The following is a 12,523-nucleotide window of genomic DNA, read 5'->3' on the forward strand; positions in this document are numbered from 1 at the left end:
GGCGGTCACGCTCCCCCGGGGGCGGCGAGGACGGCGGAGAGGTCGAGGGTACGCGCCCGGTCGATGTCCTCGCGGTATTTGAGGACCGACCCGAGGGTGGTGACGGCGAGTTCGGCGTCGAGTTCGTCGGCGCCGAGGGCGTCGAGGGCTTCGGCCCAGTCGATGGTCTCGGCGACGCCGGGCGGCTTGAACAGGTCCTCCCGGCGCAGGGCCTGCACGGCGGCGGTCACCTGGGCGGAGAGGCGTGCGCTGACGCGCGGCAGGCGGCTGCGGACGATGGCGAGCTCGCGGTGGAAGCCGGGATGGTCGAACCAGTGGTACAGGCAGCGGCGTTTGAGCGCGTCGTGCACCTCGCGGGTGCGGTTGGAGGTGAGGACGACGACCGGCGGGGTCTCGGCGCGCAGCGTGCCGAGTTCGGGGACGGTGACGGCGTAGTCGGAGAGGAGTTCCAGCAGGTACGCCTCGAACTCGTCGTCGGCGCGGTCGATTTCGTCGACGAGCAGCACGGCGGGCCGGGTCTCCAGCGCCCGCAGCAGGGGGCGGGCGATGAGGAACCGGCGGGCGTACAGCTCGTTCTCCAGCCGGTCGGCGTCGGTGGCGCCGACTGCTTCGGCGGCGCGCAGGTGGAGGAGTTGGCGGGGGAAGTCCCAGTCGTAGAGGGCCTGGGAGACGTCGATGCCCTCGTAGCACTGGAGGCGGATCAGTTCGGCGTCCAAAGCGCGGGCGAGGGCTGCGGCGAGGGCCGTCTTACCGACCCCGGCGTCGCCCTCGCAGAACAGCGGACGGTGCAGCGTGAGCGCGAGGTGGCAGGCGATGGCGAGCCCTTCGTCGACGAGGTACCCGGTCTCCGCCAGCCGCGCCCGTACGCCGTCCGGCCCGCCGGGGATCGACGGTGCCGGGGCCGGGTCGGGCGGCGGGCCGTCCGGCGCGTGGGCCGGTTCCCGTGCCGCCGGGGGGCCGTCGTCAGGGGGCCGCCTCATTCCACTCCCGCTGCCGCGAGTACCGCGCGGCGGGTGAGGACGCGGGCCAGGTGGGCGCGGTACTCGGGGGTGGCGCCCAGGTCGGCGGCGGGGCTGGTGTCCTCCGCGGCCAGGTCCGCGGCCCGGGCGACGGCGTTGGGTGTGGCGTCGGCGCCGGTCAGGGCTGCCTCCGCGGCAGCCGCGCGCAGCGGGGTGGGGCCCATATTGGTCAGCCCGACCCGTGCCTCGGCGATGTGCCCGTCGTCGCGCCGGACCAGGGCGGCGACCCCGACGACGGCCCAGGCCTGGGCGGAAAGGTGGAACTTCTCGTAGTGGAAGCCCCAGCCGGCGGTCTTCGGCACCCTGATCTCGACGAGCAGTTCGTCGGGTTCGAGGACGGTCTGGAGGTAGTCGTCGAAGAAGTCGCGGGCGGGGAGGGTACGGCGGCCGCGCGGGCCGACGGCGACGAGTTCGGCGTCCATGGCGAGAGCCACCGAGGGCAGGTCCCCCGCCGGGTCGGCGTGCGCCAGGGAGCCGCCGAGGGTGCCGCGGTGCCGCACCGCCGGGTCGGCGACGGTGGCCGTGGCCTTCGCGAGCAGCGCGGCGTGCCGCCGTACCAGCGGGTCGGTCAGCACGTCGTGATGGGTGGTCATGGCGCCGATGGCGAGGTGGTCGCCCTCGTCGCGGACGCCCCGCAGGCCGGGGACCCGGCACAGGTCGACCATCAGTTCCGGGAAGGCGAGGCGCAGCCGAAGCATCGGCAGCAGGCTCTGGCCGCCCGCGAGGGCCTTCGCGTCCTCGCCGCCCTCGGCCAGGGTGGTGACGGCCTCGTCGAGGGTCTCGGGCCGTGCGTAGTCGAACGCGGCGGGGATCATGCCGTTCCTCCCTCGGTGCCGGACGCCTCAGGGGCGCCGCGGCGGGCTTCCTGGACGGCCCGCCAGACGCGTTCCGGCGTGCAGGGCATGTCGATGCCGGTCACGCCGAGCGGGCGCAGCGCGTCCACCACGGCGTTGACGACGGCGGGGGTGGAGGCGATGGTGCCCGCCTCGCCGACGCCCTTGACGCCCAGCGGGTTGGAGGTCGCCGGGGTCTCGGTGCGGTCGGTGACGAAGTCCGGGAGGTCCGGCGGGGAGGGCACCAGGTAGTCGGCGAGGGTGCCGGAGACGAGGTTGCCGTCGGTGTCGTAGACGGCCTCCTCGTACAGTGCCTGGGCGATGCCCTGGGCGAGTCCGCCGTGCACCTGCCCTTCGACGATCATCGGGTTGATCACCTTGCCGACGTCGTCGACGCACACGTAGGAGCGGATGCGGACGCGTCCGGTCTCGGTGTCGACCTCGGCGGCGCACAGGTGGGTGCCGTGCGGGTAGGAGAAGTTGTCGGGGTCGAGGACGTGTTCGGCGTTGATGGTGGGTTCCATGCCGTCGGGGAGGTCGTGGGAGGAGAAGGCCTCGAAGGCGACCTCCTGGATCGTCTTCCGCGCCTCCGGGGAGCCCCGTACGGTGAAGGCGCCGCCGGAGAACTCCAGGTCGTCCTCGTTGGCCTCCAGGAGGTGGGCGGCGACCCGCCGGGCCTTCTCGACGACCTTCCGCGCGGCGTGGTGCACGGCGACGCCGCCGACGACCAGGGAACGGGAGCCGTAGGTGTCCATGCCCTGGGGGGCGATGCGGGTGTCGCCGTGCGCGACCTCGACGTCCTCGAAGGGCACGCCGAGCACGTCGGCGGCGATCTGGCTCCAGGAGGTGACGTGGCCCTGCCCGTGCGGGCTGGTGCCGGTGACGACCTCGACCTTGCCGGTGGGCAGCATGCGGATGCTCGCCGCCTCCCAGCCGCCGGCCGCGTACCGCAGGTCGCGCAGCACCCGGCTGGGCGCCAGTCCGCACATCTCGGTGTACGTGGAGACGCCGATGCCCAGGCGCACCGGGTCGTCGCGGTCGTGGCGTTCGCGCTGCTCGTCGCGCAGGCGGCGGTAGTCGAAGAGGCCGAGGGCCTTGTCGGTGGCGGCCTCGTAGTCGCCGCTGTCGTAGGTGAGCCCGGCGACGGTGGTGTAGGGGAACTCCTCGCGGCCGATCCAGTTGCGGCGGCGCAGCTCGACGGGGTCGAGGCCGAGTTCGGCGGCGAGTTCGTCCATGATCCGTTCGATGGCGTACGTCGCCTCGGGGCGGCCGGCGCCGCGGTAGGCGTCGGTGGGGGTCTTGGTGGTGAAGACACCGGTGCAGTGGAAGGCGTAGCTGTCCATCTTGTAGATGGCGGGGTACATGAAGGCGCCGAGGATGGGGATGCCCGGGGTGACGAGCATCAGGTAGGCGCCCATGTCGGCGAGCAGGTCGACCTTGAGTCCGAGCAGCTTGCCCTCGGAGGTCGCCGCGATCTCGATGTCCTGGATCTGGTCACGGCCGTGGTGGGTGGCCTGGTAGCCCTCGGAGCGGGACTCGGTCCACTTCACGGGGCGGCCCAGGCGCCGTGCGAGGACCAGTGCGAGCGCCTCCTCCCCGTACACCTGGAGCTTGGAGCCGAATCCGCCGCCGACGTCGGGGGCGACGACGCGCAGCTTCTGCTCGGGGATTCCGGTGACCATGGCCAGCATGACGCGCAGGATGTGCGGCACCTGGGTCGCGGAGTGGACGGTGTACTCCTCCGATGCGGTCGGGGGTGTGACGACCACGGCCCGCGGCTCCATGGCGTTCGGGATGAGCCGCTGCTGTCGGAAGCGGCGCCGGACGACCACGTCGGCACGGTTGCGGGCGTCGTCGTAGTCGCCGGCGGCCAGCGGCCAGTCGAAGCAGCGGTTGGTGCCTTTTTCGGTGTGGACCAGCGGGGAACCCTCGGCGAGCGCTGCCTCCATGTCCAGGACGGGCGGCAGCGGGGTGTAGTCGACCTCGACGGCCTCCAGCGCGTCGGCCGCCTCGTAGCGGTCGCGCGCGATGACGACGGCGACCGGGTCGCCGACGTGCCGCACCTCGTCCACGGCGAGCGGCGGGTGGTCGGGCAGCACGATGTCCTCGGTGACCGGCCAGGCGCAGGGCAGCGAGCCCAGTTCGGCAGCGAGGTCCCGGCCGCTGAACGCGGCCACCACGCCGGGCATCTCCCGGGCGGGGGCGACGTCGAGGCGGTCGATGCGCGCGTGCGCCATGGGGCTGCGCAGCAGCGTCATGTGGAGCATGCCGGGGAGGGCGATGTTGTCCGTCCACGTGGTGCGGCCGGTGACCAGGCGGGCGTCCTCGCGACGCGTGCGGGCTCGGCCGACCTCGTGTTCCGGCGCCTCGGCGGGGCGTTCCTGCGTGGTCATACCGACGCCTTCTTTCCGCGTGTGTCGCTCTGCGCGGCGGTCGCAGCGGTGCCGGCCGGCGCGACGTCGCGCGAGGCGCCGTCCTCGGGCGCGGGCGGCGCCTTGCGGCGGCGCAGCTCGCCGGCTGCCGCGAGCACGGCGCGGACGATGTTCTGGTAGCCCGTGCAGCGGCACAGGTTGCCCTCGAGGGCCTGCCGGACGTCGTCGGGCGAGGGGTCGGGGTTCTCCGCGAGCAGGTCGCGTGCGGCCATGATCATGCCGGGGGTGCAGTAGCCGCACTGGAGGGCGTGCTGCCGGTGGAAGGCGTCCTGGAGCGGGTGCTGTTCGCCGGCCGACTCCAGGCCCTGGATGGTCGTCACGGTGGACCCGTCGGTCTGCACGGCGAGCACCGAGCAGCTCTTGACGCTCTCGCCGTCGACATCGACGGTGCAGGCCCCGCAGTTGCCGGTGTCGCAGCCGATGGGGGTGCCGGTCAGGCCGAGGCGGTCGCGCAGGTAGTGCACGAGCAGCAGCCGCGGCTCGACCTCGTCCTCGTACGTGGTGCCGTCCACCTTCACCGAGATGTGGTTCATGTGCCCTCCCTGGGGGACGAGCGAGGCGCGGCGCGACCGAGTCGACGCCCGAATTGTGTGCTATGCGCCACTCAACTCTAGAGCCGGTGCAGCGGCCGCGCGACCGTACGGGGGATCACCCGTACGGTCGCCGGGGCCCGGAGCGGTGGGCGAGGACCGTCGCCGTCCCGGGCCGTGGGCGGTCAGGCCGCCGTCGCGCCGTTGGTGCCCGGCGCTAGCAGCACCTTGGTCCACCCGTCGTCACGGTGGTCGAAGTGCCGGTACGCGTCGGGAGCCTCAGCCAGGGGCACGCGGTGGGAGACGACGAACCCCGGCTCCGCCCGGCCGCTGATGATCATGTCGCGGAGCTGCCGGTTGTAGGCCTTGACGTTGGCCTGGCCGGTACCCATCCGCAGGCCCTTCTCGAAGAACCGGCCCACGTCGAAGAGCAGTTGGCCGTGCTGCGCGGCCTCGGTGGGGCCGCCGGGATCGGCGGGGACGTAGAGCCCGACCACCCCCAGCATGCCCGTCGGCCGCACGGACTCCACCAGGGTGTTGAGCACCATGGCGGGCTGTTCCTCGCCACTGGGCACGGTGGCCTGGTAGCCGACGGCGTCGATGCCCTTGTCGGTGCCCTCGCCACCGGTGTGTTCCTTGATCTGCTCGGCAGCGTCCCTCCTGCTGTAGTCGATCGGTGTGGCACCGATGCGCTCGGCCAGCCCCAACCGGTCGGGCTGCCTGTCGACGACGAACACGCGGGAGGCACCACGGAGCATCGCCGAGTAGGCAGCCATGAGGCCCACAGGCCCGGCACCGAAGACGCACACGGTCTCGCCCGGCGACACCTGCGCCAGTTCGGTGGCGTGATAACCGGTGGGGAAGATGTCGGCGAGCAGTGCGAAGTCGTTCTCGTGTTCCTCGCCACGAGGCAACTGGAGGCAGTTGAAGTCCGCGAACGGCACGCGCAGGTACTCCGCCTGCCCTCCCCGGTAGGGCCCCATCGAGACATAGCCGTACGCCCCGCCGGCGAACCCCTCGTTCACGGTGAGGCAGAAGCCCGTCCGGCCCGCCAGGCAGTTCTTGCAGAAGCCACAGGCGACGTTGAAGGGCATCACCACGCGATCCCCCTTGCGCACGGTGGCGACGCCGGAGCCGACCTCCTCGACGACACCCATGTTCTCGTGGCCGAACACGATGCCCGGCTCGGCGCCTGTGCGCCCCTCGTACATGTGCAGGTCGGAGCCGCAGATGCAGGACGTGGTGACCTTGACGAGCACGTCGGTCGGCTGCTCGATCCTCGCGTCCGGCACCTCCTCCACGGCGACGTCGAACGGCTCCTTGTAGACGACTGCTTTCACGGCACACCTCCTGCGGTGGCTTGTCGGCTACGGCCCGCTGCACGTGGTGCGTCTCCCGGTGAGACCGCCCTCGCTCAGCCGGCCTGGCCCCCTCCGGGACGTCCGCCCCGGACCCTGGCGCGCCGCCGAGTACCCCGCCGTCCGCCGGGTGCACCCGCGATTTCCGGGAAGGGCCCAGCGGCCGGTGCGCGGGCCAGAGTCCAGAGAGTGCCGCCGAGGCGACCGGTCCGTCCCGCGCACCTCGCGTGCCGCCCCCGCGCCCGAACGGGACCGGGGAGTGCTCAGGACCCGCCCACGGCCGCCCGCAGGCGGGCGTGAGGCACGGCCCGGGCGACCCGGCCGAGACGTCCCGTCGTGGTGACGGCCGCGCCCAGGGCGTTGAGCACCGACTCCTCGACGGCCTCCAGCGCGGCGACGAACAGCGGGTCGAGGTGCCGGTCCGGGACCGGCCGGGGGCTCTCGCGGACGGTGAACGCGAGCGCGTAGTCGCCGCTGCCGTGCCCGTAGGACGCCCCAACGCGGGCGAGTCCGAACACGGCGCGACGCGCCAGCCGGGTGAGCTGCCGGGCGTCGAGCGGGGCGTCCGTGGCCACGACGATCATGCAGGAGCCGTCGTCCGGCGGCGGCTCCGCCTCCGGACGGACCGGCACGCCGCCGACGCGCAGCGTGCCGCCGAAGTTCGCCTGGACGAGCACGCCCAGCGTGACCTGCTCGCCGTCGACCCGCGCGAGGCGGGAGGCGGTGCCGACACCGGCCTTGAAGCCGAGCGCGCAGGTGCCCGTCCCGGCGCCGACGCACCCCTCCTCGACCGGGCCGCCGCGCGCTGCGGCCAGCGCGTCCCGCACGTGCTCCTGGTGGACGGGACGGCGCCGGATGTCGGAGAGGTGGCCGTCGTTACACTCCCCGACGAACGGGTTGAACGACAGCACGTCGGCGCAGTCGGACCGGTCCAGCATCCAGCCGACCACGGCGTCCGCCGCACGGAAGGCGGACAGCGTGGAGGTGAGGACGACGGGCGACTCGATCTCGCCCAGCTCCGCGACCTGCGTGGCGCCGATCAGCTTCCCGTAGCCGTTTCCCGCGAACAGCCCGGCCGGGCGCCGGCCGCCGGGGACCGGTCCGATCCCGGCAGGCACGAGCGCGGTCACACCGGTGTGCACGTTCGGCGGCTCGCGCAGCGTGCGGTGCCCGACGGCCACGCCGGGCACGTCGGTGATCGCGCCGAGCGGCCCCGGTGTGCCGGCGTCCGCCAGCAGGCCGAGGTCGCGCGCCCGCGCCGGGCGCTCCCCCGCTGCCGGGCTCATCCCATCGCCGCGTGGGTGAAGCACCAGCGCCAGGCCTCACCCGGCTCGTACGACCGTACGACGGGATGCCCGGCCGCTCTGTAGTGCGCCGAGGCGTGCCGGCCCGGCGAGCTGTCGCAGCAGCCGATGCGCCCGCAGGCGAGGCAGAGCCGGAGGTGCACCCAGTCGCGGCGGCCCTCGGCGAGGCAGTCCGCACAGCCGTCGGTGGGCGGCGCCGGGGCGGTGTCCTCCGGCGCGTCGGCGAGATCGTGGCAGGCGGCCATGCTGTAACGGTACGACGAACGCGCCGTCGGGAGGATCGTGACGTGGAAGGCCCCGCGCTGATCGCGCTGCTGACCGGAGCGCTGGCCGTCTCCGCGCTGGCCCGCCGCCTCGGCGTGTCCGCTCCGCTGCTGCTCGTCGCCGTCGGACTCGCGCTGTCGTTCCTGCCCGGCATCCCGGACTACCGGATCGAACCGGAACTGGTCCTCCTGCTCGTCCTCCCGCCACTGCTGTACTCGGCCGCACTGGACAGCTCCTACCTGCGCTTCCGCGACAACCTGCGGCCCATCGGCCTGCTGGCGGTGGGCCTGGTGCTGTTCACCACGCTGATGATCGGCCTGGCGGCGTGGTGGATCGTGCCGGGGATGCCGCTCGGTCCCGCGCTCGTCCTCGGCGCCGTCCTCTCCCCGCCGGACGCGGTGGCCGCCACGGCGATCGGCCGCCGGCTGGGGCTGCCGCGCCGCGTGATGACCGTGCTGAGCGGCGAGAGCCTGGTCAACGACGCCACCGCGCTCACCGCGTTCCGGGTCGCGGTCGCCTCCGTCGTCGGCGCCGGGTACACGCTGCTGTCCGGCCTGGGCGTGTTCGCGCTGGCGGCGCTGGGCGGGGCGGCGATCGGCTGGGCCGTCGGCTGGACGGTGCACCGCCTCCGCCGGGTCCTGCCCGGCGACCTGGCCGGCGCGCTCGGCCTGCTGGTGCCGTTCGGGTCCTACCTCGTCGCGGAGGAGGTGCACGCCTCGGGCGTGCTCGCCGTCGTCGTCGCCGGGCTCTACCTGGGTCACCGGGCACCGGAGGTCGCGGCCGCCTCCCGGCTCCAGGACGCGGCCGTGTGGAAGGCCGCGGACACCGTCCTGGAGGCGTTCGTCTTCGCACTGATCGGCCTCCAGCTCCGCGGCATCGTCGAGGACCTCGACACCGGCCTCCCGCACCTCCTCGTGGCCGGCGCGCTGCTCACCGTCGTCATCGTGCTGACCCGCTTCGCCTGGGTCTTCCCCGCCACCTACCTGCCCCGTCGGCTCTCCGCACGGCTCCGCGCCCGCGACCCGGCGCCTCCGTGGCAGTACCCGACCGTGCTGTCCTGGGCCGGGATGCGGGGCGTGGTGTCGCTGGCCGCCGCGTTCGCGATCCCGCGGACCGTCGACTCCGGTGCGCCCTTCCCGGCCCGCGAGGAGATCGTCTTCCTCGCCTTCTTCGTCACCGTCGCCACCCTGCTGCTGCACGGCACCACGCTGCCCGCCCTCATCCGGCGCCTGGGCGTCCAGGGCGGCGAGGACTACCTGGACCGTCTGCACGAGGCGGAGGCCCAGCACAACGCGGCCCGCGCCGCGCTCGCACGCCTCGACGCCCTCTCCGACGACACCCCCGCCCACCAGCCCGTCCTGGACAGCCTGCGGCGCCAGGCGGAAGACCGCAGCAACGCCGCATGGGAACGCCTCGGCCGCCCCGACCCCGAAGGGGTCGAACGCCCCAGCGTCGTCCACCGCCGCCTGCGCCGCGAGATGCTCGCCGCCGAACGCGAGGTCTTCGTCCGTCTCCGGAACGAGCGCCGCATCGACGAGGAGGTCATGCGCCGCGTCATGCGCGAACTCGACCTCGAGGAAGCCGCCCTGGAACGCGAGTAGCCCCCTGTGGGGCCCGGGTTTCGCGCGGGCACGCCCCCACGTGATACCCCTGATCCAGCACCGATCAGTCCAGTGGAACAGGAGGTCGCGATGTCCTCGAAGCGTCGCCGCAAGAAGAAGGCTCGCCGCAAGAACGGCGCCAACCACGGCAGCCGCCCCCAGTCCTGAGGACGGCGGCTCATACGCGGAGGGGCGGCCCCGACACCTGGGGCCGCCCCTCCGGCTCTTCCTTCGCCGTGCGCCCGGAGCGTCTGAGTATCGGTGCCGACGCTCTCGTCGCAAGGTTCAGTCAGTCGATGTAACGCAAGGCCCACTCGACGAAGCCGCCACCTTGGCCGCGCGCTCGACTATCGTGGTCACCTGCTCCTGGTAGTTGGCGCCGTCGTTCGTCCTGACGGTAACGGAGATCCCGCCGTCCCTTGCCATGCTGCTCGGGTTGGCCAAGGTGCACGGGACGAACACAGCCGCGTCCGAGGGGCCCGTCCATCCGCCGCCCGCCGCATTCAGCCGACTGCGTCCCTGCGGTGGGACCCAATCGTCACCCATCTTCTTCTTCCAGGCATCGAAGCTCCCCAGCGCCATGAACTCGACCACGATCGAGAGCACCTGGTCTCCCCCAGCGCTCACCGCGCAGTAGCCGCTGTAGCGGCCTCGGCTGCTCAGGACGGATTCATGGACCGAGAAAATCTGCCCGGTAGGAGCGATGACGTTCATCTCGTCGAGGTTGCGGGCATCCGTCAAGCGAGTGCACGCGCCTCCGGCAGACCCTTCGAACGACGCGTGCGATCCACGGTACTCGCCGACGGCGTATCCACCTGCTGTCAGGGCCAGACACGCTCCAGTGACCGCTCCCACCCGCCAGATCCTGCTGTCCATCGTGCCCTTTCTGTGCATGGCGAACCTCTCGGCCCACTCCACGGTTCCCCGCCACGGCCTGTGTCCGTTCCCCCGTGCTTACCTCTGCTCAGTGCTGAAACAACGCACTGGCCGCGTCTTCTTCTCGACGCTGAAGAACGAATTCATCGACAAACAGCACTGGCCCAGCCGGACCGCAGCACACACCGCGATCCTCGAATGGAAAAATCACGCCGATCGTATCGTGCGATCACAACCTGTTGCCGCCCCCCGGTCTAGCGCATTCGCCGAGGGGCTGCTCCTCTTCCCGGACGCCTTCCCCCACGTCGGTGTGCGCTGGAAAGTCTCCGGCGTAGCTACGCCTGGGCCCGGTGGGGCTCCTAGGGGCCGGCGGGTGTCAGCCGGAGACGGCGTGACGCAGTTCGGTGAGGGAGGCGCCGATGGCGTCGGCCAGGCCCGAGATGCCGGGCAGTGCCTCGGGGTCGGTGCACACGCCGACGGCGACGGTTCCCGCGTAGGAGAGCGCCGAGACCCGCAGGGCGTGCCGTTGCGCGGGTTCGGCGACCGAGTGCAGGGCTCCCACCGGCCGCCCGACCACCGTGAGCGCGCCGCGCGGGCCGGGCACGTTGGAGATCGCGAGGCTGAACTCGTGCGGGCCGGCGGCGATGCGTCCGGCGGCACGCTCCAACGGCGAGCAGCGGGCGAGCGCGTGGAACAGGTCGTAGAGCTCCTGAGCGTCACCTGCCGCCTTGCGGACTGCGGTCTCGCCGCTGATCCGGTCGAGCCGGGCCAGCGGATCGTGCTCGGCGAGCGGCAGGTCGACGTTCAGGAACGAGTCGCGGTTGCCCAGGTCGGCCGGGTCCTCTTCGCGGTGGTGGAGGCTGACCGGGACCTGGGCGCGGAGCCGGACTGCATGGCCTCCGACGGTGCCCAGCCAGGCGCGCAGACCGCCGCAGACGGAGGCGAGCAGGACGTCGTTGACCGTGGCCCGGGTCGGTCGCGAGGTGCCGATCGCCTTCAGTTCGGCGAGCGGCACGGAGGTCACGGCGAGTTCGCGCGCGGCACCGATCTCGCGGTCGAGGGCGGACCTCCTCACCCGGTGGCCGAACTCGCGCACCAGGGTGGCCGGGAGCCGTCGCAGTTCATGACGGCGCGTGCGGACCGCCTCCTGAGCCGACGGGGCGGGCGCGGTTCGGCGCGAAGGCGGGGCGCCGCTTGCCTGCTCCCACAGGACCTCGTCGAGGAACCGGAGACAGCTGATGCCGTCGGCCATCGCGTGGTGAATCCGCGAGACGATCACCTCACGGCCGTCGGCGAGCGGACCGACGAGGTCGAACGCCCACAGCGGGCGACGGTGATCCAGGCGCTCGGACATCAGCTCACCCGCCACCGCCCACGCGCCGCGCTCGTCGATCCCGGCCGTGCCGTCGCGGCGGCGCACATGGGCGGCGACGTCGAACGCGTCGTCGGTGATCCAGTGCGGTTCGGGCAGCGCCACCCGCTCGCGGCCGCGTGACCCGGAGCCGAGGCGTGCGTCGACGTGGGCGCGCAGCCGATCGAGGTCCATCGCGTCGTGGCCGGGCTCGACCACGATCATCTTCAGCGTGTGGCCGGCGATCGCCGCCGACTCGAGGGCAAGGAGCCGGGCGTCGTCGGGGCTGAGCCGCTTCGGTTCCGCCACGCATCGACCATAAGGCGGTTCACAGGGGCCGGCCACTTCGTCACGGCTGGCGACGGCTCCGCGCTTCGCCGTCACCGGCCCGCGAGCCCGTACACGCTGCCCCGGAGCGGCGGTCACCGTTGCCCCGGGCCTCCGGCCCACGTCACGACAGTGCGCGGGTGAGCCATACGATGTCGCCGCGGTCCTCGGTGGAGACGTGGTCCCGCGCGAACCCCAGCTTCTCCAGGACACGGAGCGACGGCGTGTTCCACGTGCCGACGGTGGACCAGAGGCGTTGCCGCCCGGTCGCCGTGGCGGCGCCGAGCACCGCGGTGGCCGCCTCGGTGGCGTAGCCGCGCCCGTGCACGCGCCGGAACAGCTCGTACGCGATCTCGGGCTCCTCCACCGTGGTACGGCCGACGATCAGCCCGCAGTAGCCGATGAAGTCGCCTTCGTCGCGGCGCTCGATGGGCAGCAGGGCGATCCCTGTCGTCGCCGCTGCAGCGAGCTGCTTCGCGATGACCGCCCGGGTGTGCTCAAGGGTCGGCGTCCCGTTGCCGCGCTCGGACTGGAGGTCGCGGAGCGGTTCGGCGTCCGACTCGGCCCACGGCCGCAGAAGCAGCCGCTCGGTCTCCAGATGGAACGGCATCGTCGCGTACGCGGGCAT

Annotated in this window: 11 protein-coding genes; 1 reads left to right on the forward strand and 10 read right to left on the reverse strand. The window is 72.8% G+C overall.

Going from position 1 to position 12,523, the window contains the following annotated elements:
* Positions 1 to 5: 5 nt before the first annotated feature.
* From E4198_RS02145 to E4198_RS02175, 7 genes are all read right to left on the reverse strand, one after another.
* Positions 6 to 980, reverse strand: a complete 975-nt coding sequence (locus tag E4198_RS02145; protein ID WP_136181620.1) for a MoxR family ATPase — start codon at positions 978 to 980, stop codon at positions 6 to 8.
* The gene (locus E4198_RS02150) at positions 977 to 1,834 is read right to left on the reverse strand and encodes a xanthine dehydrogenase family protein subunit M (protein ID WP_136181621.1); all 858 of its coding nucleotides are present in this window, start codon (positions 1,832 to 1,834) and stop codon (positions 977 to 979) included. Before E4198_RS02150 ends, E4198_RS02145 begins: the two co-directional genes overlap by 4 nt.
* On the reverse strand, positions 1,831 to 4,245 hold the full coding sequence (locus tag E4198_RS02155) for a xanthine dehydrogenase family protein molybdopterin-binding subunit (protein ID WP_136181622.1): 2,415 nt from the start codon (positions 4,243 to 4,245) through the stop codon (positions 1,831 to 1,833). The genes E4198_RS02150 and E4198_RS02155 overlap by 4 nt, the downstream gene beginning before the upstream one ends.
* Complete coding sequence (locus tag E4198_RS02160; protein ID WP_136181623.1) at positions 4,242 to 4,817, reverse strand: (2Fe-2S)-binding protein; 576 nt, start codon at positions 4,815 to 4,817, stop codon at positions 4,242 to 4,244. Before E4198_RS02160 ends, E4198_RS02155 begins: the two co-directional genes overlap by 4 nt.
* Before the next feature lie 182 nt (positions 4,818 to 4,999).
* A complete protein-coding gene (locus tag E4198_RS02165) occupies positions 5,000 to 6,154 on the reverse strand; it encodes a glutathione-independent formaldehyde dehydrogenase (protein ID WP_136181624.1) in 1,155 nt (384 codons plus the stop codon).
* A gap of 281 nt (positions 6,155 to 6,435) precedes the next feature.
* Positions 6,436 to 7,458: a P1 family peptidase gene (locus tag E4198_RS02170; RefSeq protein WP_136181625.1), complete on the reverse strand. Its 1,023-nt coding sequence runs from the start codon at positions 7,456 to 7,458 to the stop codon at positions 6,436 to 6,438.
* Positions 7,455 to 7,721, reverse strand: coding sequence for a UBP-type zinc finger domain-containing protein (locus E4198_RS02175; protein ID WP_136181626.1), 267 nt, complete (start codon positions 7,719 to 7,721; stop codon positions 7,455 to 7,457). The genes E4198_RS02170 and E4198_RS02175 overlap by 4 nt, the downstream gene beginning before the upstream one ends.
* Positions 7,722 to 7,763: 42 nt before the next feature.
* On the opposite strand from E4198_RS02175, the gene E4198_RS02180 reads away from it, so the two are divergent.
* Complete coding sequence (locus E4198_RS02180; RefSeq protein ID WP_136181627.1) at positions 7,764 to 9,341, forward strand: Na+/H+ antiporter; 1,578 nt, start codon at positions 7,764 to 7,766, stop codon at positions 9,339 to 9,341.
* A 285-nt stretch (positions 9,342 to 9,626) separates the two neighbouring features.
* Here E4198_RS02180 and E4198_RS02185 read toward each other — a convergent pair whose 3' ends face one another.
* From E4198_RS02185 to E4198_RS02195, 3 genes are all read right to left on the reverse strand, one after another.
* Positions 9,627 to 10,082: a hypothetical protein gene (locus E4198_RS02185; protein WP_136181628.1), complete on the reverse strand. Its 456-nt coding sequence runs from the start codon at positions 10,080 to 10,082 to the stop codon at positions 9,627 to 9,629.
* Between the two features lie 511 nt (positions 10,083 to 10,593).
* The gene (locus E4198_RS02190; protein WP_136181629.1) at positions 10,594 to 11,877 is read right to left on the reverse strand and encodes a wax ester/triacylglycerol synthase domain-containing protein; all 1,284 of its coding nucleotides are present in this window, start codon (positions 11,875 to 11,877) and stop codon (positions 10,594 to 10,596) included.
* A 142-nt stretch (positions 11,878 to 12,019) separates the two neighbouring features.
* Positions 12,020 to 12,523: a GNAT family N-acetyltransferase gene (locus tag E4198_RS02195; RefSeq protein WP_136181630.1), complete on the reverse strand. Its 504-nt coding sequence runs from the start codon at positions 12,521 to 12,523 to the stop codon at positions 12,020 to 12,022.

Source organism: Streptomyces sp. RKND-216 (assembly GCF_004795255.1).
In the GTDB taxonomy this organism is placed as follows: Bacteria; Actinomycetota; Actinomycetes; order Streptomycetales; family Streptomycetaceae; genus Streptomyces; species Streptomyces hazeniae.